This is a genomic window from Pseudomonas sp. G34 (genome assembly GCF_031119625.1).
Taxonomy (GTDB): domain Bacteria; phylum Pseudomonadota; class Gammaproteobacteria; order Pseudomonadales; family Pseudomonadaceae; genus Aquipseudomonas.
Window position 1 is genome coordinate 66,884 of record NZ_JAVHZV010000027.1, and the last position, 23,334, is coordinate 90,217.

18 protein-coding genes are annotated in these 23,334 nt (G+C 67.3%); 12 read left to right on the plus strand and 6 right to left on the minus strand.

The window, feature by feature from the left end; genetic code table 11:
- Positions 1–248 precede the first annotated feature (248 nt).
- The 9 genes from QYS36_RS17080 to QYS36_RS17120 all read left to right on the plus strand — a co-directional run bounded on the left by QYS36_RS17080 (position 249) and on the right by QYS36_RS17120 (position 10,002).
- On the plus strand, positions 249–1,253 hold the full coding sequence (locus tag QYS36_RS17080) for a helix-turn-helix domain-containing protein (protein WP_308840624.1): 1,005 nt from the start codon (positions 249–251) through the stop codon (positions 1,251–1,253).
- A 59-nt stretch (positions 1,254–1,312) separates the two neighbouring features.
- Positions 1,313–2,242: a transporter gene (locus QYS36_RS17085; protein WP_308840625.1), complete on the plus strand. Its 930-nt coding sequence runs from the start codon at positions 1,313–1,315 to the stop codon at positions 2,240–2,242.
- 10 nt (positions 2,243–2,252) lie between these two features.
- Entirely contained in the window at positions 2,253–3,479 is a 1,227-nt protein-coding gene (locus tag QYS36_RS17090; RefSeq protein ID WP_308840626.1) for an MFS transporter, read from the plus strand.
- A gap of 58 nt (positions 3,480–3,537) precedes the next feature.
- Positions 3,538–4,977: an amidase family protein gene (locus QYS36_RS17095; protein WP_308840627.1), complete on the plus strand. Its 1,440-nt coding sequence runs from the start codon at positions 3,538–3,540 to the stop codon at positions 4,975–4,977.
- A 286-nt stretch (positions 4,978–5,263) separates the two neighbouring features.
- A complete protein-coding gene (locus QYS36_RS17100; RefSeq protein ID WP_308840628.1) occupies positions 5,264–5,932 on the plus strand; it encodes a GntR family transcriptional regulator in 669 nt (222 codons plus the stop codon).
- A gap of 78 nt (positions 5,933–6,010) precedes the next feature.
- Complete coding sequence (locus QYS36_RS17105; protein ID WP_308840629.1) at positions 6,011–6,817, plus strand: ABC transporter substrate-binding protein; 807 nt, start codon at positions 6,011–6,013, stop codon at positions 6,815–6,817.
- 11 nt (positions 6,818–6,828) lie between these two features.
- The gene (locus QYS36_RS17110) at positions 6,829–7,599 is read left to right on the plus strand and encodes an amino acid ABC transporter permease (protein WP_308840630.1); all 771 of its coding nucleotides are present in this window, start codon (positions 6,829–6,831) and stop codon (positions 7,597–7,599) included.
- A 1-nt stretch (position 7,600) separates the two neighbouring features.
- The gene (locus QYS36_RS17115) at positions 7,601–8,398 is read left to right on the plus strand and encodes an amino acid ABC transporter ATP-binding protein (protein WP_308840631.1); all 798 of its coding nucleotides are present in this window, start codon (positions 7,601–7,603) and stop codon (positions 8,396–8,398) included.
- A complete protein-coding gene (locus QYS36_RS17120) occupies positions 8,392–10,002 on the plus strand; it encodes a gamma-glutamyltransferase family protein (protein WP_308840632.1) in 1,611 nt (536 codons plus the stop codon). The genes QYS36_RS17115 and QYS36_RS17120 overlap by 7 nt, the downstream gene beginning before the upstream one ends.
- A 604-nt stretch (positions 10,003–10,606) precedes the next feature.
- On the opposite strand, the gene QYS36_RS17125 is transcribed toward QYS36_RS17120, so the two are convergent.
- The 4 genes from QYS36_RS17125 to QYS36_RS17140 are packed head-to-tail and all read right to left on the minus strand — an operon-like array spanning position 10,607 to position 17,891.
- Positions 10,607–12,115 carry an MFS transporter gene (locus tag QYS36_RS17125; RefSeq protein ID WP_308840633.1) on the minus strand — a complete coding sequence of 503 codons (1,509 nt, stop codon included), beginning with the start codon at positions 12,113–12,115 and terminating at the stop codon, positions 10,607–10,609.
- A gap of 2 nt (positions 12,116–12,117) precedes the next feature.
- The gene (locus QYS36_RS17130) at positions 12,118–13,572 is read right to left on the minus strand and encodes an efflux transporter outer membrane subunit (RefSeq protein ID WP_308840634.1); all 1,455 of its coding nucleotides are present in this window, start codon (positions 13,570–13,572) and stop codon (positions 12,118–12,120) included.
- Positions 13,573–13,574: 2 nt separating this feature from the next.
- Positions 13,575–16,715, minus strand: coding sequence for a multidrug efflux RND transporter permease subunit (locus QYS36_RS17135; RefSeq protein WP_308840635.1), 3,141 nt, complete (start codon positions 16,713–16,715; stop codon positions 13,575–13,577).
- A 15-nt stretch (positions 16,716–16,730) separates the two neighbouring features.
- Positions 16,731–17,891, minus strand: a complete 1,161-nt coding sequence (locus tag QYS36_RS17140; RefSeq protein ID WP_308840636.1) for an efflux RND transporter periplasmic adaptor subunit — start codon at positions 17,889–17,891, stop codon at positions 16,731–16,733.
- A 138-nt stretch (positions 17,892–18,029) separates the two neighbouring features.
- On the opposite strand from QYS36_RS17140, the gene QYS36_RS17145 reads away from it, so the two are divergent.
- The gene (locus tag QYS36_RS17145; protein WP_308840637.1) at positions 18,030–18,755 is read left to right on the plus strand and encodes a response regulator; all 726 of its coding nucleotides are present in this window, start codon (positions 18,030–18,032) and stop codon (positions 18,753–18,755) included.
- The gene (locus QYS36_RS17150) at positions 18,752–19,813 is read left to right on the plus strand and encodes an ATP-binding protein (RefSeq protein ID WP_308840638.1); all 1,062 of its coding nucleotides are present in this window, start codon (positions 18,752–18,754) and stop codon (positions 19,811–19,813) included. Before QYS36_RS17145 ends, QYS36_RS17150 begins: the two co-directional genes overlap by 4 nt.
- 193 nt (positions 19,814–20,006) lie before the next feature.
- Here the strand turns inward: QYS36_RS17150 and QYS36_RS17155 are convergent, their stop codons facing one another.
- The gene (locus QYS36_RS17155; protein WP_308840639.1) at positions 20,007–21,215 is read right to left on the minus strand and encodes an HD-GYP domain-containing protein; all 1,209 of its coding nucleotides are present in this window, start codon (positions 21,213–21,215) and stop codon (positions 20,007–20,009) included.
- A 135-nt stretch (positions 21,216–21,350) separates the two neighbouring features.
- On the opposite strand from QYS36_RS17155, the gene QYS36_RS17160 reads away from it, so the two are divergent.
- A complete protein-coding gene (locus tag QYS36_RS17160; protein ID WP_249906470.1) occupies positions 21,351–21,575 on the plus strand; it encodes a hypothetical protein in 225 nt (74 codons plus the stop codon).
- 226 nt (positions 21,576–21,801) lie between these two features.
- On the opposite strand, the gene amn is transcribed toward QYS36_RS17160, so the two are convergent.
- A complete protein-coding gene (gene amn / locus QYS36_RS17165; RefSeq protein ID WP_308840640.1) occupies positions 21,802–23,310 on the minus strand; it encodes an AMP nucleosidase in 1,509 nt (502 codons plus the stop codon).
- Positions 23,311–23,334: the final 24 nt, after the last annotated feature.

The window sequence follows — 23,334 nt, forward strand, 5'->3', positions numbered from 1 at the left end:
TGGAAAAACGGGTCGCCACCCTATGCACTCAGGCCGCAGGGGTCAAATGATCGCGATGCATACCACTCATGCCCAGCGACAATGGTGCGAGCTAGACGCCTGGCTGCCGCCTCGTCGAGCCAGCGACGCAGCGGCGCGGCTATCCCATTTCGGCACAAGTTAACTTTATTAATGATTAATTGGCTTTACGGAACGGAAATTGCCTTATTGTGGGGACAACGCATCGAAGCGCAGTAGAGGTTTCGAAAATGCACAGTTCTCCCGTTACCACGCCCGACTCGTCCCCATCGGCCCCGCCCTCGGCGATCAGCTACCGGCGCTCCCACGATGTGGAGGAACATGCCCAGTTGTCCGGCTGGCAGTTGCGCTACGACCAGCTCAGCGCCGGGCGTTTCAGCGGTGAGGTTATGGAGATGCAGCTCGACGGCATGCAGCTGATCCGCGAACGCGCCAACCAGGCCATGCTCAAGCAGGCGGCCACCTGGCCGGGAGCGATTGTCTTCGCTCTGCCGATGCGCTGCGTCAACCCGCACCTGCACTGCGGCGGCCACTCGATTCACGCGCCAAGCCTGCTGATCGGCCGCGGCGCCCAGTTGCCGGAGCTGCGCGTGCATGGCGACCTGGATGCGGTGTGCATCGCCATCGACGAGCAGTCGCTGCAGCGCACCTTGCACCAGCAGCAGCGCGAACTCGACCTGACGCGCCTGTCCCGCTGTTACCAACTGCTCGGCCACGCCGACCAGCAGCAGCTGATCAGCCTGTTCGGCAGCGTGCTCGACCAACAGGCGCCCGGCACCACACTGCTCGATCACGGCACGATCCGCGGCGCCATCCGCGATGCGGTGATAATGCACCTGCTGGAGCTGATCGACAGCGAAGACGACCACTCGCTGTCGCCCAGCGCGCGCCGGCGCATGGTCGACCGCGCCCGGGACTACGCCCTCGCCCACCCGGATCGCCCCATCAACATTCTCGAGCTGTGCAACCAGATCGGCGCCAGCCGTCGCAAGCTGCAGTACTGCTTCCAGGAAGCGCTGGGCATCAACCCGATTGCCTACCTGCGCACCATCCGCCTGAACGCGGTACACCGTCAGTTGCGCCACGCCACGGACGGCGACTCGGTGCAGGCCATCGCCGCCAACTGGGGTTTCTGGCACCTGAGCCGCTTCGCCAGCGACTACCGTCAGCTGTTCGGCTGCAAGCCATCGGAGACCTTGCGTCAGGCTCGCCAACACTGTGCTGAAAACGGATAACGGCCCGCGCTGAAGCCGCCCTAGGCTGACCTCCCACACAATAATAAAAGGGGTCTTCCATGCCAGGTCACCGCGCGTCATTCATTCCTCTATCCGCCCTCCTCGGCGCCGCCCTGCTGCTCGGCAGCCAGGCCCAGGCCACGGAAAACGGGGCACCCACCACACCCGCCGGGCTCAACGACTTCGGTGCCGGCATGACGCCGCCGCCCACGCCCTACGGCACCCTGGGCATGCGCGCGGCCTACTACTCCACCAACGTGCAGAAGGATCGCAACGGCGACAAGGTCGCCAACGCCTTCTCGCTGGACGTGCTGTCGCTTGGCGTGGCCTACATCCGCATGACCGACCAGCAGCTGTTCGGCGCCCGCTACGGCTTCGCCATCGTCCAGCCGTTCTTCCAGATGGACGCCCGCCTGAAGGTGGATACCCCCTTTGGCCCACTGCGCCTCGAGAAGGAAGTATTCCGCCAGGCCGATACGCAGATCACGCCGCTGATCCTGCAGTGGGACGTTTCCCGCAACCTGTCCGTCAACACCAGCTTGCAGATCCAGGCACCAACCGGCGACTACGACAAGAACCGGCTGATCTCCCCTGGCCTCAACCACTGGACCGTTTCGCCGATGCTCAATGCCACCTGGATCAGCGATGGCGGCTTCGAGGTGTCGTCGAGCCAGCAGCTGGACTTCAACAGTCGCAACCACGCCACCGACTACCGCAGCGGCACCGAGTACCGCCATGAGTTCGCCGTGGGCCAGCACGTCGGCCCATGGACCGTGGGCCTGGGCGGCTACTACTACCAGCAGATCAGCGATGACGACGCGCCCAACCTCGATCACGGCAACCGCGCCCGGGTCATGGCCGTCGGCCCGGCGCTGAGTTTCTTCAAGCCTGGCCTGCCGCCGGTGTGGCTGCATGCCTACAAGGAATTCGGCGCCGAGAACCGCACCGAGGGTTACAACGTCGCCCTGCGCGTCGCGTACAGTTTCTGAGGGGGCCGCCATGACGATCGAATCTTCCATGTCATCACAAGGCAGCGCACGCCAGGCCGTGACCCGCCGCGAGGGCCTGGTGCTGGTACTGGGCAGCAGCCTGACCATCATGGGCTCGGTGATGGTCGCGCCCATCCTGCCCAAGCTCGGCGCCGAATTCGGCCCCTTAGAGCCCCGCGCCGACCTGCTGGTGCCGCTGGCGATCACCGGGCCGGCCCTGGCCATCGCGCTGTTCGCGCCATTGGCCGGCTGGCTCGCCGACCGCATCGGCCGCAAGGTGCTGCTGGTCATCGCCACGCTGCTGTACGCCCTGCTCGGCGTGCTGCCGGCACTGCTCGATGACCTGACCCATATCGTCGGCGCGCGACTGCTGTTCGGCTGCACCGAAGCGGCGATCATGACCTGCTGCGCGGCGCTGATCGCCGACTACTGGCAAGGCGAGGACCGCATGCGCCTGGTCAACCTGCAGGTGGTCGGCATCGGCCTGGTCGGCGCCCTGTGCTTCGTGGCTGGCGGCGCGCTGGGCGAGCAGTCCTGGCGGCTGCCGTTCTACCTGTATCTGCTGCCGCTGCTGCTGATCCCGGCGATGCTGCGCGTGCTCTGGGAGCCGCCGCGGCGTGTGGCGAGCAGCCTGCAGGCGGACGACGAGCAGGTGTCCATCCCGCGCCTGGTGGTCGGTTACCTGCTGATTCTCGCCGGCATGGTGCTGGCCGTGGTGGTGCCGGTGCAATCGCCGCTGCTGCTGGCCGGCATGGGCGTCACCTCCAGCACGCTGATCGGCGCCTGCGCCGGGCTGGGCCTGCTGGCCAGCCTCGGCGGCTCGCTGACCTGGGCACTGCTGCGCCGCAGCCTGGGCATCCCGGCTTGCAACGCCCTGCTGCTGGGGCTGATGGCCGCCGGCCTGTGGCTGCTGATCCATGCCCAGAGCTACCAGGGCATGCTGGTGGCGGTGGTCGTCCACGGCCTCGGTGTCGGCCTGCTGGTGCCCAACGTCATGGCCCCGGTGATGAACGCCCTGAGCGCCAGCACCCGTGGCCGCGGCCTGGGCGGGTTCACCGCCTGCCTGTACATCGGCCAGTTCGCCAGCCCATTGGCGGTCGCCACCCTGATGGCGCTCGGCTACGACCTGCGCGGCGCCATCGGCTGGCTGGCCACCGCCAGCCTGGCCGGCGCGGCCATCTGGCTGGTAGCCGCCCTGGCGCGACCGCGCGACACGGCGCTCGCTCCGCACCCTTGACTGTCCATTTGCCCCGCTGGCAACCCAGCGGGTGTTAACCCATGACCGAGGTATTGCCATGCATGACATCCATAGCCTGATGGATCAACACGACGCCACCGGCCTGGCCGGGCTGGTCGACAAGGGCGAGATCAGCCCCGGTGAGCTGCTCGAAGCCAGCATCGCACGCCTGGAGCAGGTCGAGCCGCAGCTCAATGCGGTGGCCGAGAAACTCTACGACAGCGCCCGCCAGGCGAAACTCGGCCACGGTCCGTTGCGCGGCGTGCCGACGCTGATCAAGGATCTGTTCGCGCCGCTCGACGGTGCGCGCATGAGCAACGGCTCGCTGGCCCTGGGCGAAGCGCGCATGGGGCTGGACGACGCCGTGGTCAGCCGCCTGCGTGAGGCCGGCTGCCAGTTCATCGGCACCACCACGGCGCCGGAATTCGGCACCTCCTACACCACCGAGTCGACCCGCTTCGGCGCCACCCGCAACCCCTGGGACACCGCGCGTAGCGTTGGCGGCTCCAGCGGTGGCGCCGCGGCGCTGGTCGCCGCCCGCGTGGTGCCCTTCGCCCACGGTAACGACGGCGGTGGCTCGCTGCGCGTGCCGGCGTCCTGCTGCGGGGTGTTCGGCCTCAAGCCCAGCCGCGGGCGCATGCCCAGTGGGCCGCTGACCGGTGAAGGCTGGGCCGGCATGAGCACCGCCCACGCGATCACCGTATCGGTGCGTGACAGCGCCGCACTGCTGGACATCACCGCCGGTGCCGACCTTGGCGCGCCCTATGCGGCGCCCTGGCAGGCCGAGCCCTTCGTCGACAGCCTGCGCCGCCCACCACGGCCGCTGCGCATCGCCCTGGTCGAGCACCTGGCGCCCTGGACCACTGGCCCCGAGGCGCTGGCCGCGGTGCGCCACACCGCCAAGCTGTGCGAGTCCCTCGGCCACCATGTGCAGCCCGCCACGCTGCCGGTCGACGCCCTGGCCTTTCTCGACCAGGTATTCGACATCATCGGTGCCAGCACCAGCAGCTACGTCGCGCTGCTCGGCGAGATGCGCGGCGCACCGGTAAGCCTCGAGGAGCTGGAGCCGCGTACACGGATCATCCTGCGCGAGAAAGGTGACACCAGCGGCGTGCGTTACGCCGATGCGGTCACCAGCATTCATATGCTGGGCCGGCGCCTGGCCGCCTTCCTCACCGACTTCGACCTGATCCTCAGCCCGACGCTGACCCGCGAACCGCCGCTGATCGGTACGCTGGACCCATTCGACGACAGCCTCGACCTGGCGACGATGATCGACCGCTTCCACAGCTATTCGCCGTTCACCGCGCTGTTCAACGCCAGCGGCCAGCCGGCCATGTCGGTGCCGCTGTACTGGACCGCCGGCGGCCTGCCACTGGGCTCGCACTTCGCCGCGCGCTTCGGCGAGGAAGGCACCCTGCTGGCCCTCGCCGCGCAACTGGAACAGGCGCAGCCCTGGGCCGGGCGCGTGCCGCCGCTCAGCGCCAGCGGGCGCTGAACCAGGGTTGGGGTATCGGCGCCTGCCGTTACCCCAACCCCGCCCGACCAGGCAACCTGCCGAAACCGCCCCTCCCTGCCACCAAAACGCCCAATGATTGGGCGCTTGATGCCTGCCGTGCTTCATTCGGTGACACACCTGTTACGCGCGCAGCCTGGGCAAAATCCCGGCTTTTTCTGCTAACTCTCTGTTATCTCTCCCGATTCCCACCTCTGGCGAAAACTGGCCCGGCTATTGCTATATTGGCTAAACGGATAATTGGATACATTTATTCAGGATTGCCAGCATGCTTACCGCTCCGCTCTACGCCCAGCGCCAACCCGTGACCGCCGAAGAAGAGGCCTACAACTTCCTGCTCGCGGCAATCTGTGCCGGCCGTTACCGCAAGGGCGACCGCCTGGTGGCCGAGGACATCGCCGCCGAGATCGGCACCAGCCGCATGCCGGTGCGCGAAGCCTTCCGCCGCCTCGATGCCCAGGGCCTGGTCACCCTGCGCCCCAATCGCGGTGCGGTGGTCAGCGGCCTGGACATCGAGGAGATGCGCGAGGTGTTCGAGATGCGCAGCGCCCTCGAGGGCCTGGCGATCCGCGTGGCGGTGGGCAAGATCACCGAGCGCCACCTGACCCTGCTGGAGCGGCTGCTCGACGACATGGACGAATGCCGCAACGACACCGCCCAGTGGGTGGTGCGCCACCGCATCTTCCACGAATACCTGTGCAGCATCAGCGAGCGCCCGCGGCTGATGAAGCAGATCGTCGCACTCTACTCGCTGATCGAGGCGCCGATGCGCCTGTGGCTCGAACATGGCGAGAAGCCGCTCAGTGGCCGCGAGGAGCACGCGCAGATTCTCGCAGCCCTGCGCACCCGTGACGCCGACCTGGCCGAGCGGGTGCTCCGCGAACATATCGAGGGCACCCTGCCGGCCCTGACGCTGTTCCTGCAAAGCGAACAATAACAAGCGGACGACCGCCGACGGTCGCCTCCCTTCCCACTTCACTGCTGCCCTTTCGATCACAGCAAACGGAGTACCACCATGCGCCTTTCATGCTCTCTCGCCGCCGTCGTATCCCTGGGCCTGGCCGCCTCGCTGGCCTCGGCCGCACCCGCCGTGCCGGATCGCCTCAAGGACGTCAGCAAGCTGACCTATTGCTCGGGCATGGACTCGCCGCCGCTGGTGTCCTTCGACGCGGCGCAAAAGCCCACCGGCCTGGCCATCGACCTGGGCATGGAGATCGCCAAGCGCCTGGGCGACAAGCAGGTGTCCTGGCGCGTCACGCCGTTCTCCGGGCTGGTGCCGGCGCTGCTGGCCAGCCAGTGCGACCTGATCGTCGACCAACTGTTCGACAAGCCGGAGCGCCGCGAGGTGATCGACATTGTCAACTACATGTACTCCAGCCAGTCGGTGGTGGTGCCCAAGGGCAACCCGAAGAACATCCAGGCGCTCGATGACCTGTCCGGGCACAAGATCGCCGTGCTCAACGGCTCGACCATCAAGACCCTGCTCGACGCCGAGAACGACAAGCTGGCCAAGGCCGGCAAGGCGCCGATGAAGCTGGTGGTCTACAACACCGACACCGACGCCTTCCAGGCGCTGCGCATCAGCCAGGTCGACGCCTACGGCACCACCGTGGAAACCGCCGGCTACTACGCAGCGATGGCACCCGATCTGTTCCAGGAAGGCGTGCCGGCGTTCGGCCGCATCCTCACCGGCATCGGCGTGCGCAAGGATGACCAGCAGCTGTCCGCCGCCGTACAGCAGGTGATCGACGACATGCGCGCCGACGGCAGCTACGCCGCGTTGCTCGCCAAATGGCACGTCGCCAGTGACAAGCTGGACTGAGGGCCACCTAGATGAATTTCAATTGGGACATCTTCTGGCAGTACCTGCTGCAGCCCAGCGACGTGTACCTGCGTGCGCTGTGGCTGACCTGCGTGATCGCCGTGCTGTCCATGGCCCTGGGTTGCGTGCTGGGCCTGGTGGCGGCGCTGATGCGCCTGTCGAGCAACCCGCTGGTGCAGGCGCCGGTACGCTTCTACGTGTGGCTGATGCGCGGCACGCCGCTGCTGGTGCAGATCGTATTCCTGTACACCGCGCTGGCCGCCGGCGGCATCTTCCGCTTCGAGGACCTGGACCTGGGCTGGGTGGTGATACCGGGCAACCTGCAGGCGGCGATCATCGCCCTGGGCCTCAATGAAGGCGCCTACATGGCGGAGATCATGCGCGCCGGCATCGCCGCGGTGGACAAGGGCCAGTACGAGGCCGGCCGCTCCCTGGGCATGACCTTCGGCAAGCTGATGCGCCGTATCGTGCTGCCCCAGGCGTTCCGGATCATCGTGCCGCCGCTGGGCAACGAGTTCAACGTGATGCTCAAGAACACCACCCTGGTCAGCGTGATCGGTGTGCAGGAGCTGCTGCTCAGCACCCAGATGATCACCTCGGCGACCTTCCGGGTGTTCGAGCTGTACCTGGTGGTGGCCATCTACTTCCTGCTGCTGACCACTCTCTGGGGCTTCTTCCAGAGCTGGCTGGAGCGCCGCTTCGGGCAGTCCGACCGGCGCCCCGCCACGGCGTCCAGGCGCTTGTTCGGCAGCTACACGGCAAAACTGTTGAGGGGGCGTTGAGATGCACAGTACAGATCAGGATCTGGTGATCGAAGCCCTGGATATCCACAAGGCCTACGGCGAGGTGCAGATCCTCAAGGGCGTGTCGCTGCAGGTCAAACGTGGCGAGGTGGTGGTGCTGATCGGCGCCTCGGGCTCCGGCAAGACCACCTTCATCCGCTGCATCAACCTGCTCGAGGAGATCCAGGGCGGGCGCATCCGCGTCAACGGCCAGCCCATGGGCTACCGCGAGCGCCCGGATGGCTCGCTGGTGCGCGACAGCGAGCGCAACATCGCCCGCCAGCGCCGCGACATCGGCATGGTGTTCCAGCGTTTCAACCTGTTCCCGCACATGACCGCCCTGCAGAACATCATCGAGGCGCCGATCCAGGTGCTCGGCGTCAGCAAGGCGCAGGCCCTCGAGCACGCCCGCCAGTTGCTCAAGCAGGTGGGCCTGGCCGACAAGGCCGACCACTACCCGTCGATGCTTTCCGGTGGCCAGCAGCAGCGCGTGGCCATCGCCCGCGCCCTGGCGATGAAGCCGCAAGCCATGCTGTTCGACGAGCCGACCAGCGCCCTGGATCCGGAAACCGTCGGCGAAGTGCTGCAGGTGATGAAACAATTGGCCGAACAGGGCATGACCATGGTGGTGGTCACCCACGAAATGGGCTTCGCCCGGGAAGTGGCCGACCGCGTGGTAGTGCTCGACCAGGGCGAACTGATCGAACAAGGCCCGCCCGAACAGATTTTCAGCGCTCCCAGCCACCCGCGCACGCGGGCGTTCCTGAGCCGCGTTTTGCCGGAGGTAACCGCATGCTGAGTTTTTCCGCACACCGCCATCCCTATGCCTCGCAGCGCCAGAGCGTGTTCGCCCGGCGCGGCATGGTGGCTGCCTCGCAGCCGCTGGCAGCCGAAGCCGGCATCGACATCATGCGCCGCGGCGGCAACGCCATTGACGCAGCCATCGCCACCGCCGCCGCCCTGACGGTGGTCGAGCCCACCGGCTGCGGCATCGGCGGTGACGCCTTCGCCCTGGTCTGGGTCAAGGGCCAGCTGCACGGCCTGGACGCCAGCGGCCACGCCCCCGCGGCGCTGAACATCAATGCCGTGAAAGCCGCCGGGCATACCAGGATGCCGACCTACGGCTGGACACCGGTTACCGTGCCGGGCTGCCCGTCGGCCTGGGCCGAACTGTCGCGGCGCTTCGGCCGCCTGCCGTTCGCCGACCTGCTGGCGCCTGCGATCAGCCTGGCCGCCGACGGCTTTCCGCTGTCGCCGGTGGTCGCCCACCAGTGGCAGGTGGCCCTGGATGAATTTTCCGCGCACCGCGAGCCGGCCATGCAGGCCTGGTTCGACACCTTCCTGATCGACGGCCGCGCGCCGCAAGCCGGCGAGCTGTTCCGCAACCCGGCCCAGGCGCGCACCCTGCAGGCGCTGGCCGACAGCGAGTGCGAGAGTTTCTACCGCGGCGCCATCGCCGAGCGTATCGACCAGGCCTCGCGTGACGCCGGCGGCTACCTGCGCAAGACAGACCTGCAAGGCTACAAGCCGCGTTGGGTCGAGCCGATCAGCATCAACTACCGCGGTTATGACGTGTGGGAAATCCCGCCCAGCGGCCAGGGCCTGGTCGCCCTGATGACCCTGCAGATCCTCCAGGGCTTCGAGTTCGATCACCGCGACAGCCTGCAGACCTGGCACCGCCAGATCGAGGCGCTGAAGCTGGCCTACGCCGACGGCCTGCACCACATCACCGACGCCGAGCACATGCGCGTCGCCGTGGCCGACCTGCTCAGCCCCGGCTACACCGAGCGACGCCGCAAGCTGATTGGCGAACGCGCCCTCACGCCTGCAGCCGGCGACCCGCACGCCAGCGGCACGGTGTACCTGGCCACCGCCGATGCCGAAGGCAACATGGTGTCGTTCATCCAGAGCAACTACCACGGCTTCGGCTCCGGCGTGGTGGTGCCCGACAGCGGCATCGCCTTGCAGAACCGCGGCCAGGAATTCAGCCTGGAAGCCAACCACGCCAACACCCTGGTCGCCGGCAAGAAGACCTTCCACACCATCATCCCCGGCTTCCTGACCAAGGACGGCGAGGCCGTCGCGCCGTTCGGCGTGATGGGCGGCTACATGCAGCCCCAGGGCCACGTGCAGATGGTGATGAACCTGGTCGACTTCGGCCTCAACCCCCAGGCCGCCCTCGACGCACCGCGCTGGCAGTGGCTGGGCGACAAGAAGGTCGGCATCGAACAGGCCGCCTCGCGGGATCTGGCCGCGGCCCTGGCGCGCCTGGGCCACGAGGTCAGCGTGACCTGCGACTCCACCGACTACGGCCGTGGGCAGATCATCGTGCGTGACCCGCACAGCGGCGTGCTGTGTGGCGGCACCGAGCCACGCGCCGACTCGCATATCGCCGTGTGGTGAGGCCTTTTTGGCAGCCAAGTGGCGGGAGCGGTCGTAGGGTGGATGACGCTTTTTTCATCCACCATTGCGGTTGCGGAGCGGTGGACGGGTCGGGCCGCGTAGGTCGGGCCGCCTAGGTGGAGCGTCGTCTACCCTACGAACTATCCCGTGGGAACGGGCCATGCCCGTGATTTTTCGCGGGCATGGCCCGCTCCCACAGGTACTGCAACGATGGCCGCTTTTGCCTTGCAGCAGCCTCTTACGATGGCTCCCACGGTAGGGTGGATGACGTTTTTTCATCCACCATTGCGGTTGCGGAGCGGTGGACCGGTCGGGCCGCGTAGGTGAAGCGTCGTCCGCCCTACGAACTATCCGTGGGAGCGGGCCATGCCCGTGATTTCGCGGGCATGGCCCGCTCCCACAGGTACTGCATCGATGGCCGCTTTACGATGGCTCCCACGCTCCAGCGTGGTAGCTCAGGCCAAGGCGTTCTGCGCCTGCTCCGGCTGCGCGCGGCCTGCAACAGCGCACGCAGAGCGTCCTCGGCGGCATTCCCACGCGGACGGTTCGACGACTCGACGTGAGGAACGATCAATGAGGGCCGTGCGTGAAACGTCGACAGCCCCTAGTGGGCGCTTTGCCCGCGATACCCCTTGAACAACCTGAACACCACCAGCGCCAGCACGCCGATCACCACCGCCGAGGTGCTGAGCAGCACCGAGTGGGTGCTGGAGAATGCCGCCTTGGCTGCCTCGATCAGGGCACCGGCCTGTTCGGCCGGCAACTCGGCAGCCACCAGGTAACTGTCGCCGATCGAGCGCGCCGCGCGCTCGGCCAGCGGCGTCGCCAACACGCCAGGCAAGGCGATGGTGTGGCCGTACACGCTGGACATGAACACGCCAAAGAAGGTGATCCCCAACCCGGTGCCCAGCTCGTAGGCAGTGGCCTCCAGGGCGCCCGCCGCGCCGCCCTTGCTGGCCTCCACCGCGCCCATGATGGCGATCGACGAAGCCGTCAGGCCGATGCTCAGCGCCAGCCCCAGTACGGCGAGCACGGCCGGCACGCTCAGGCCCGGCGCATGCAGGTCGGCGAAGGCCACGAACCCCAGGGCGCCAGCAGAAACCAGCAGCGACAGGCTAGCCACCCAGCGCAGGCCGAAGCGGTTGGACAGGTAGCCGGCCAGGGGCCCGCCGACCGCCGCCGCGGCCATGATCGGAATCATGAAGATGCCGGCCTGCAGTGGCGACTTGTCGAGTACGTACTGCAGCTCCATCGCCAGGGTCAGCTCCACCCCGGCCAGGGCGCCGATGGCGACCACCGCCATGATCAACCCGGCCAGCAACACCGGGCGGCCGAACAGCGACAGGTCGAGCATCGGCGCGGTCGAGCGCAACTGCAGGCGGGCGAACAGGGTCAGCAAGGCCAGGCCCGCGAGCAGCACCAGCAGGGCGACCGGTAGCGACTGGGTGCCGCCGACACCGGCCTTGATGGCGTAGACCACGCTGATGATGCCGGCGATCAGGATCAGCGCTTGGCCGATGGCCCACTTGCCCGGCGTGGTGACTTCGACGCGTGGCAAGAGCAGGAAGGCGACCGGGATCACCACCGCCATCACCGGCACGTTGATCAGAAACACCGAGCCCCACCAGAAATGCTCGAGCAGCGCCCCGCCGATCAGCGGCCCCACCGCCGCGCCGGCGGCGCCCACGGTGCCCCACAGGCCGAGCGCCATGGCCCGCTCGCGCTCATCCTCGAAGGTGCGGCGGATGATACCCAGCACGCACGGCATGATCATCGCCCCCCCCAGGGCCAGTAGCACCCGGGCGCCGATCAGCAGCGCTGGCGTCGGCGCGAACGCAGCCAGCAGCGAGGCCAGCCCGAACACGCCGAGGCCACAGAGCAGGATGCGCCGGTTGCCCACCCGGTCCGCCAGGGTGCCCATGGGCACCAGCAAGCCGGCCATCAGCAGCGGGTAGATATCGATGATCCAGAGGATTTCGGTGCTGGTGGCGCCGAGCGCCTGGGTCAGCGTCGGCACCGCGATATGCAGGATGGTCATGTCGATGACGATGGGCAGGAAGGCCAGCATCACCGCGACGAGGATCAACCAGCGGGTAGGTACGGCACGCAGCATGACTAGGGTTCTCGATGATCTGGGTCGGCAGCGCTGCTGCGCGCCGCGGTGATGATAGTGCGTTCGCGCAGGCCACCGCCGAGCGCCTTGTAAAGTGCCACGCTGTTGACGACCGCTTCGCGGCGCAGTTCCAGCAATGTCTGCTGCGCTGCGTACAGCTGGCGCTGAGCATCCAGCAGTTCCAGGCGACCGTCGAGCCCGGCCCCATAGCGCAGCCCGGACAGCGCCACGCGCCGCTGGGCACTGGCCACCACGCGGATTTGCGCCTCGAGCTGGCTGTCCAGGGTGGCCATGCCGGCCAGGGCATCGGCCACTTCGCGGAAAGCGACCTGGATGGCGCGCTCGTACTGAGCCACCGCCTCGGACTTGCGCACCCTGGCCAGGCGCAGTTCGGCACGCAGTCGCCCGGCCTGGAACAACGGCTGCGAGATCTGCGGTGCGAAGCGCCACACCTGGCGGCTGGGGTCGAACAGGCTGCCCAGCGAGGTGCTGGCATACCCGAACGAGGCGGTCAGTGATACTTGCGGGAAGAACGCCGCCCGCGCTGCGCCGATATCGGCATTGGCCGCACTGAGGGCCTGTTCGGCCTGGCGAATGTCCGGGCGCAGCAGCAGCATGTCCGACTGCAGGCCGGCCGGCACAGGCGCCACCAGCGGTTGCAGCGCGAGCACCCGCGGCGCCGGCAGGTCAGCCGGCAATTGCTCACCGACCAGCAACTGCAGCGCGTTGCCAGCCTGGGCGAACGCCCGCTGACGGGCCTGCAGGTCGGCTTCGGCGCTGGCCACCTGGCCCTCGGCCTGGGCGACATCCAGGCCGCCGTTCTGCTTGGCGTCCTGCAGCAGGCGCGCGAGCTTCAGCGACTGCTGCCAGTCCTTGAGGGTGCGCTGGGCCAGCTGGCGTTGTTCGTCGGCCAGCTGGCGGGCGAAGTAGGCGTCGGCCACCGCCGCGATCAGGCTGATCTGCGCTGCATCGCGGCCCTGCTCGCTGGCCAGGTAGCGGGCCAAGGCGGCATCGGACAGCGAGCGCACACGGCCGAACAAATCCAGCTCGAAGGCGCTGGTGCCGACGTTCACCGCCACCTGGTTGCTCACCTCACGGCGCGATTCACCACCATTGCCCTGGGCCAGGGCGCGCTCGCGGGTGTGGCTGGCATCCAGCGACACCGACGGCAGGCGCGTGGACTGCTGGATATTGAACATCGAGCGCGCCGCCTCGACGTTCAACGCGGCCAGGCGCAGGTCGCGGTTGTGCGCCAGGGCCAACTCGATCAGGCGCTGCAACTGGGGGTCGGCGAACATCGTGCGCCAGCCCATTTCGCTGGCCGGCACGGCGTCGCCCTGCGCGGCAGCGGCCTCGGGGAAGCTGGCCGGCACCGGTGGCGCCGGGCGCTCCAGCCTGGGCGCCATTGAACAGGCCGACAGCAGGCCGACCAGGGCGATTACCACGAACGAGCGCATGATCATTTCTCCTCACCAAGCGGCGCCGAGCCAGGGCTGCGCCGTGCGCGCCAACCCTGGAAGCGCTCCTGCAGCCCCATCACCAACACGAAGAACGACGGCACGAAGAACACCGCCAACAGGGTGCCGCTGAGCATGCCGCCAAATACGCCGGTGCCGATGGCGTGCTGGGTTTCGGCGCTGGCACCGGAGGCGAGCATCAACGGCACCACGCCCAGGGTGAAGGCCAGGGAAGTCATCAGGATCGGCCGCAGGCGCAGGCGTGCGGCGGTCACCGCAGCGTCCACCAGTGAGCGACCTTCGGCGTGCAGCTGGCGGGCGAACTCGACGATCAGGATGGCGTTCTTCGCCGACAGGCCGATGATGGTGATCATCCCCACCTTGAAGAACACATCGTTGGGCAAGCCGCGCAGCATCACCGCAGCCACCGCACCGAGCAGGCCGAGCGGCACCACCAGCATCACCGACAGCGGGATCGACCAGCTCTCGTACAGCGCCGCCAGCACCAGGAACACCACCAGTGCCGACAGCGCCATCAGCATCGGCGCCTGGGCAGCCGACTGACGCTCCTGCAGCGATTGCCCGGTCCAGGCGACGGCGTAGCCCTGGGGCAATTCGGTGACCAGACGCTCCATCTCGGCCATCGCCGCGCCGCTGGAAACGCCAGCCGCCGCGCCACCGGAAATGCGCACCGCCGGGAAGCCCTGGAAGCGCATCATCTGCTGCGGCGACTCGCTCCACAGCGGGGTCACCACTTCGCCCAGTGGCACCATGCCGCCGCTGGCATTGCGCACCCGCAGGTTGAGTACGTCGTCGAGCTGCATGCGCGCCGGCGCATCGGCCTGCAGAATCACCTGCTGCATGCGCCCGGCATTCGGGAAGTCGTTGACGTACAGCGACCCCATGGCCGCCGACAGCGTGCTGCTCACCGCCGTGAACGACAGGCCCATGGCCTCGGCCTTGGGCCGGTTGATGTTGAGGCGAATGCTCTCACCCGGCGGCAGGCCGTCGGGATAAACGTCGCTGACGACCTTGCTCTGCCCGGCCAGTTCCAGCAGCTGCGCCTGGGCCTTGAGCAGTTCGGCTTCGCCGCGGTTGCCGCGATCCTGCAGGAACAGGGTGAAGCCCGACGAGGTACCCAGCTCGTCGATGGCCGGCGGCATCAGGCTCATCACCGTGCCTTCGACGTTGTCGGCCATGGCCGCCTGGGCCAGCGCCGCTTCCTCGGCAGCGGTGGCGCCGTTGCGCTGTTTCCAGTCCTTGAGCATGGTGAAGGCCATCGCCGCGTTGGTGCCGGAGCCCGAGAAGCTGAAGCCCTGCACCACCAGGTTGGCATCCAGCGCCGGGCGCGAGGCCACGTGGGCCTCGAAGCGCTTGACCACATCCAGGGTGCGCTCGCTGGTGGCGCCGGTCGGCAACTGAATGGAGGTCATGAAATAGCCCTGATCCTCCTCCGGCAGGAACGATGACGGCAGCTGCTGCCCGGCGATGACCAGCACGCCGCAGAGCAGCACGAATACCGCCATCATCCGCCCACTGCGCCCGACCAAGCGGGTGATGCGCCCGGTGTAGCGCTCGGTCAGGCGCTCGAAGCCGCGGTTGAAGGCGCCGAAGAATCCGCGCTTCTGATGGTGCTCAGCACTCACCGGGCGCAGCAGCGTGGCGCACAGCGCGGGCGTCAGGGTCAGCGCCAGAAAGGCCGAGAACAGGATCGACACCGCCATCGACAGGGTGAACTGCTGGTAGATCACCCCCACCGAACCGCTGGCGAAGGCCATGGGAATGAACACCGCGGTGAGCACCAGGGTGATGCCGATCACCGCACCGGTGATCTCCTTCATCGCCTGCAGGGTCGCCTCGCGCGGCGACAGGCCACGGGTGGCCATCAGCCGCTCGACGTTCTCGACCACCACGATGGCATCGTCGACGATGATGCCGATGGCCAGCACCATGCCGAACATGGTCAGCGAGTTGATCGAGAAGCCGGCCAGCAGCATCACCGCAAAGGTGCCGAGCAGCGCGATGGGCGCGACGATGGCCGGGATCAGTGTGTAGCGCATGTTCTGCAGGAACAGGAACATCACCAGGAACACCAGCACCATGGCCTCGAGCAGGGTGTAGATCACCTTCTCGATGGACACCTTGACGAACGGCGCGGTATCGAAGGGCACCGAATAATTCATGCCCGCGGGCATGCTCGACGCCAACTCGGACAGCCGGTCACGTATCGCCTGGGCCGTGCGCACGGCGTTGGCACCCGGTGACAGCTGGATCGCCGCGCTGGTCGCCGACACGCCGTTCTCGCGGTTGGAAAACCCATAGGACTGCGCGCCCAGCTCGACCCGGGCGACGTCACCGATGGTCACCCGCGAGCCATCGGCGGTCGCGCGCAACACCACGGCGGCGAACTGCTCGGGGGTTTCCAGCTGGCCTTCGACGGTCAGCGGCACGGTCAGCCGTTGCCCCGGCAATGCCGGCTCGTCACCGACCCGACCGGGGGCGATCTGCGCGTTCTGCCCCTCGATGGCCTGGGCCAGGTCGGTCATGGTCAGGCCAAAGGCGGTCAGCTTGTTGGGGTCGACCCAGATGCGCAGCGCCTGCTCGGCGCCGAACAGTTGCACGCGTCCGACCCCCTCGATGCGGCGCAGCTCCGGGACGATATTGCGCGCCAGGTAGTCGCCCAGCAGCACCTCGTCGAACTGGCCATCCGGGGAGGTCATGCCGATCATCAGCAGAAAACCCGAGGCCGCGGATTCCACCTGCAGGCCGCTCTGGCGTACCACCTGGGGCAGGCGCGGCTCGACCGCCTTGATGCGGTTCTGCACGTCCACCTGGGCCAGCTCGGGATCGGTGCCCGGTTTGAAGGTGGCGGTGATCTGCGCGGTACCGGAGGTGTCCACCGAGGACTCGAAGTACAACAGGTTCTTGACCCCGGACAGCTCGCGCTCGACCAGGCTGACCACCGAATCGTTGAGGGTCTTCGGCGTAGCGCCCGGATAGCTGGCGTACAACGTCACCGAGGGCGGCGCCACCGAGGGGTAGCGGGCAATCGGCAATTGCGGAATGGCGATGACGCCGGACAGCACGATGAACAGGGCGATGACCCAGGCGAACACCGGGCGGTTGATGAAGAACTGCGGCATTGGGGGCTCTCCTGATCAGCGCACTGGCGAGCCGGCTAGCTCGCCAGCGGGGCCGGATTTCCATGGTCGTGCGTTGACCGCAACGCCCTCTTCCAGGCGCTCGAGGCCTTCGATCACCACCCGTTGGCCAGCGCTGAGGCCGGAGGCGATGCGGTAGTGACGCGCCACCAGCTCACCCAGCGTGACCGGCACGCGATGCACCTGCTCACCTTCGCCGAGCACCCACACGCTGGCCTGGCCGCCACGGCGCAGCACCGCCTGTTGCGGCACGCTCAGGGCATCGGCGTAATGCGCCCGTGGCACCCGCGCCTGCACGTACATGCCCGGCAGTAACTGGTGGTCGGGGTTGTCGACCTGCACGCGCAGCAGCACGTTGCCGGTGCCGGCGTCGACGCTGATCCCCGAGAACAGGATCTTGCCGCTCAGCCCATAGGCCTTGCCGCTGCTGTCGAGCACCTCTACCTGCACGCCATCGGCGCCAGGGGCCAGCCTGCTGCCCAGGGCATGGCGCCAGCGCTCCAGGCTGGTGGCCGACTCGCGCACATCGATATACACCTGGTCGATCTGCTGCACGGTGGCCATCGGTGTGCTGTCGGTGGTCGCCACCAGGGCGCCTTCGGAGACCTGCGCCTGGTCGACGCGACCGGAAATCGGTGCGCTGACGGTGGCGAATTTCAGGTCCAGGCGCTTGCGCGCCAATACTGCCTCGGCCTGGGCGACGTCGGCGGCAGCCTGTTCGCGCTGCGAGGCGGCGTCGTCGTACACCTGCTGGCTGATCGCTTCGGCGCTGACCAGCGGCTGCAGGCGCTCGGTCTGGATGCGCGCACGGGCCAGCACGGCCTGGGCACGCTTGAGGGCGGCCGCCGCGGTTTGCACCTCGGCCTTGAACGGCGCGGCATCGATCTCGAACAGCGCGGTGCCAACCTTGATGTCGGCACCCTGCTCGAACAGCCGGCGCTGCACGATACCGCTGACCTGCGGGCGAATCTCGGCGGTTCTGAAGGCGGCAACACGCCCGGGCAGTTCCTCGTTGACGGCCACCGTCCGTGACGTCAGCGTCAATACCGACACCTGCACGGGCGCCTGCTGCGCCTCCTGTTGCGCCGAATCGCAACCACCCAGCAGCAGGGCGCACAGGCACAGGCCGATGACATACCGCCCTTTTCGACTTCCCATAACCTCACCAACCTCGCAGATGATTCGTTGCCCTGCGCACCGGGCGCAGCATCAGGAAGCGAGTGTCGGTGCAAACAATCGGGATTGATTCGAGCTTTTGTGGAGATAATGTGGAGGCCAGCCGAAAAGGTGAAATACATGACGTTGCCGCCCACCGCCACACCCCGCCAGGACGCCCTGATCCTGATTGCCGAGGACGAAAGCGAGATCGCCGAGATCCTCGCCGCCTACCTGCAACGTGGCGGCCTGCGCAGCGTGCACGCCCGTGATGGCCAGGAGGCACTGGCTCACCACCAGGCGCTCAAGCCCGACCTGGTGCTGCTCGACGTGCAGATGCCGCGCCTGGACGGCTGGCAGGTGCTCGCCGAAATCCGTCACCGCGGCGACACGCCGGTGATCATGCTCACCGCCCTGGATCAGGACATCGACAAGCTGATGGGCCTGCGCATCGGCGCCGACGACTATGTGGTCAAGCCCTTCAACCCGGCCGAGGTGGTGGCCCGGGTCAGCGCCGTGTTGCGCCGCGCCAAGACCGCGGGTGCGGCCGGCAGCCGCCTGCTGCGCGTCGGCCAGTTCCAAGTCGACCTGGATAACCACGAGGCCATGGTCATCTGCGATGACAGGCAACACGCCCTCGACCTGACCCTTACCGAATTCAAGATCCTGGTCACCCTGATGCGCACCCCCAAGCGGGTGTTCAGCCGCGCCGAACTGCTGGTCGGCTGCCTGCCCGAAGGCGACACCCAGGAGCGCACCGTGGACAGCCACATCAGCAAGCTGCGCCGCAAGCTGGAAAGCATCGGCATCCACGGCACACCGGTGAGCGTGCGCGGCGTTGGCTATCGCTTCGGCAGCGGCACGTGAGCGGCGCGGTGAGCCTGCGCCGGCAGATTCTGCTGTCGCTGAGCATCATGGCGGCGGGCGTTATCCTGCTGTCGATCGTCGGCAGTTACGCCTTCTACGCCGTGGCCTCGACCCTCGCGCCCGGCAGCATCTCGGAAACCTGGGTGCCTTCCGGCCTCGAGCTGCTGTGGATGGTGGTGACCCTACTGGCGGCGCTGTGCATCGCTGGCTACGTGGGCATCCGCCTGTCGCGGCGGATTCTCACCCCACTCAATTCGGTGGCCCACAGCCTGCGGGAGATCGCCCAGGGCAACCTGCAGGCCCGCGCCGCGCCGGATGACCGGGCGCTGGGCGAAACCGGCCAGCTGGTACGCGACTTCAACGCCATGGCCGAGCGCCTGCAGAGCGTGACCCGCGAACAGCAATTCTGGAACGCCGCGGTGGCCCACGAGCTGCGCACCCCGGTGACCATCCTGCGCGGGCGCCTGCAAGGCCTGGCCGAAGGCGTGTTCACCCCCAGCACGGAGACCTTCGAGGGGCTGCTGCGCCAGGTCGAAGGGCTTGGCCGGCTGATCGAGGATCTGCGCGTGCTGAGCCTCAACGACAGCGACCACCTGCAGCTGGATCTCGCCAGCAGTTGCCCCGCCGAGGGCATTGCGGCCACCGTGCAGGCCTTCGCCGGCCGCTTGCAGGCCCGCGGCTTCGAGGTGCAGTTGCAGCTGGATGAGCAAACCTGCGTGGTCTGCGACGAATTTCGCCTCCGCCAGGCGCTGGCCGCGCTGCTGGAAAACGCCCTGGCCCATGCCGACCCCGGCCTGCTGCGCGTCGACGCTGGCGTAGTGGGTGACAGCTACCAACTGAGCGTCACCGACAACGGCCCGGGCATCGACGCCGAACTGGCTGCCCAGGTGTTCGAGGCGTTCCGCCGTGGCGAGCCTTCGCGCTCACGCCACAGCGGCGGCAGCGGCCTGGGCCTGGCGGTGGTCAAGGCCATCGCCCTCGCCCATGGCGGGCAGGCACGCTGCGAGCGGGCGGCAAACGGTACGCGGTTTATCGTGCAGCTGCCGTTGACCAACTAAGCCTGTACGAAACGTCTCCGAGCGAAGGTCAGGCGAGGCAAAAATCGGTGAGGACGCGGAGTTTACGAGCTGTAAATGAGCAGTACTCGCTTCGCTCGCCCTACGGGCCGCGCTAAAGCGCGTTAGCCGCAAGCGGCTTGCCGAACCGGTTTTTAACGAAGCATCACCGAGCGCAGGTGCTTTTCGTACAGGCTTAGCGCCAGAAGTCGTCGAGATTGCTAAACCCCCACTCGGCCGGGTCCTCGCGGCTGAGGATGCGGTCATTGCTGCCCGGCCGGGAAAGATCCACCTCCTGCTGCACGATGGCCGCCCGGTTCTTCGCCGAGAAGAACACCCGCACAACGGGTGTGGTCAGCTTGCCCGGCAGCAGGTCGACCACCACGCCCAGCCGCCCGGACTCCAGGCGCACCAACGAACCCAGCGGGTAGATACCCACCGTGCGTACCAGCGCGTGGAACACCCGGGTGTCGAAATGGCCGGTCCACTGCGCCATGCGCGCCAGCGACTCGGCGGGGTTCCAGGCCTGCTTGTAGGGGCGGTTGGAGGTGATGGCGTCATACACGTCGCACACCGCGCCCATGCGCGCCAGCAGGCTGATGGCCTCGCCGGCGAGGTGGCCGGGATAACCGCTGCCGTCGTACTTTTCATGATGATGCAGGCAGACGTCCAGTGCCGACTCGGGCAGCGAGCCGGTCGCCAGCAGCATGGCGTGGCCGCGCTCGGGATGGCTGCGCATGATGGCGAACTCGGCATCGGTCAGGCTGCCGGGCTTGTTCAGCACCTCCAGCGGCATGGCCATCTTGCCGACATCGTGAAGCAGCCCGGCGAGGCCGGCTTCCCGGGCACGCTCCTCGTCCAGGCCCAGCTGCCGAGCCAACGAGAGCATCAGCGCGCACACCGCCACCGAGTGCAGGTAGGTGTATTCATCCTTGTGCTTGAGCCGCGCCAGGCCGAGCAGCGCCGAGCTGTTGCGCGCCAGCGACTCGCTGATATCGGCGACCAGCGGCATGCAGCCCTCGATGTTGATGGCGTTGCCCAGGCGCGCCTCCTGGAACAGCTCGGTGACCGCCTTCTTCGAGCGGTTGATCAGCTTGGCGGCGCGCTGCAGCTCATCACGCACGCTGCAGCCAAGCACCGGCACTGCGGCCACGACCACGGCCGGCGGTTCGCAGGCGACGGCGGGCACGGGCAGCGGCGCTGCACCTGGCGGGCCGGGCACGTCCAGCCCCTTGCTGGTATCGATCCACACACCGCTGACCCCGCTCTGCCGCACGCGGGCCAGATCCTCGGCATCGTCGATGACGAAGCGGCTTTTCCAGAACGGGTGCGACAGCCAGTTGCCATCGAAGCCCTGGATGAACATGCCGATGCGCACGGATTGGGTGGAGATTTTCTTCAGCATGGGCGCCTCGCTACGACGCAGCGGCAGGCGGATGCCTGCTTACTCTAATCTAGCCCATCCGCGGGCGCTTCATGGTGGCGCGGCGACAAATTCCGGGTTAGTTTGGCCGCCACGCTCTCCATGACGATTGTTGCCATGCTGCCACGCAAGCTTCACCGCCTGACCATTCTCGGTCTGGTGTTCTTCATTCTCGGCCTGATCGGCGTGCTCTACGCCCTGTACCAGATCTACAACGGCCCACGCCCGGCCGACCCGGACCTGACCCGCAGCCTGGTGATCGCCGCGGGCATGCAGCTGACCGGCTACGTGCTGCTCAACCGCAACCGCTGGAAGATGATGGTCGGCAAAAACCGCAAGTAAAGCACCGCGCCGGATCGCCCGGCGCGGCGTGGTCTTAGAGCCGGTTCACGATCTTTGTGTGCATGAAGCGGCAACTGCAAGGCAGAAGCGGACGTTCCCAACGTAGGGTGGACAACGCTCTTTTTGTCCACCATTGCGCTCGCAGAGCGGTGGACGGATGAAGCGTCGTCCACCCTACGAAAGGCCGCCTCCGCCACTTAGCTGCCAAAATCGACGAAGCTGGGCCTCAGCGGAACGGCGGCTCGTCGAAGCTGCGCAGTTTGCGCGAGTGCAGCGAATTGAGCTGGCCGCGCAGCAGATCCAGGGCGGTGATGCCGATGTGCAGGTGCTGGGTCACCGCCCGCTCGTAGAACGCCCCCGCCGCGCCCGGCAGCTTGATCTCGCTGTGCAGCGGTTTGTCCGACACGCACAGCAAGGTGCCGTACGGCACGCGCAGGCGATAGCCTTGTGCGGCGATAGTGCCGCTCTCCATGTCCACCGCCACCGCCCGTGACAGGTTGATCAGCGGTCGCTCCTGGGCCCAGCGCAGCTCCCAGTTGCGGTCGTCATAGGTCAGTACGGTGCCGGTGCGCAGGCGCCGCTTGAGGTCATCCCCACGCTCGCCGGTCACCTGGGCGGCGGCATCCTGCAGCGCCTGCTGCACTTCGGCCAGGGCCGGCAGCGGGATGTGCGGCGGCAGCACGCGGTCGAGAATGCCGTCGCGGCGCATGTAGGCGTGGGCCAGCACGTAGTCGCCGATGGTCTGCGACTGCCGCAGGCCGCCGCAGTGGCCGATCATCAGCCAGCAATGCGGGCGCAGCACGGCCAGGTGGTCGGTGATGTTCTTGGCGTTGGACGGGCCTACGCCGATGTTGACCAGGGTGATGCCATCGCCATCGGCGGCCTGCAGGTGATAGGCCGGCATCTGGTAACGGTGCCAGACCACGGTCTCGATGATCGCCTGCATCTCGCCTTCCGGCATGCCGCGGGCAATGACGATGTTGCCCGGCAGCACCATACGCTCGAAACGCGACTCGGCATTGAGCATGTCCAGACCGTGGCGGATGAACTGGTCGACATAGCGGTGGTAGTTGGTGAGCAGAATCCACGGCTGCACATGGCGCCAGTCGCTGCCGGTGTAATGCACCAGGCGGCGCAGGGAGAAATCCACCCGCGCGGCATCGAACAGCGCCAGGGGCAGCGGGTCGGTGTTTTCCCAGTCATACAGACCATCGGCAGTGCCATCGGTGGCCGCCGACAGGTCGGTGCTGGGGAATACCCGCGCCAGCTCGGCCGCGGTCACCCCGGAACCGGCCAGTTCGTCGCCCTGCTCCACCACGTACGGGTAAGGAATGTACTGCTGGCTGACGCCGACTTCGACGGTCAGGGTGAAGTCGGCCATCAGCGGCTGCAGCTGCTCGAGCAGGTACTTACGAAACGCCGCCGGGTGGGTGATGGTGATGCTGTAGGTGCCGGGCACCTGCACCTTGGCGTAGGCGCGCACGGTGGTCGGCACTTCGCCCTGGCAATCGTAGGTCAGGCGCAGTTCGGGGTAGCGAAACAGCTCCTGCTCCTCGGCACTGGGGCGCACGCGGTCTTTGAGGTAGCGCTTGAGCGCCTGGCTCAGGCCCTCGGTGGCACGCTTGTGCAGCGCAGCCAGACGGTCAACGGCTTCTTCGGCAGTGTTGACGACGATAAAAGCGCCGTCTGTAGAAAGGGACATGCACGGTTCCTTATCGTGAATTTCACGGATCATAGCTGACACTTATTACTGTCGGGG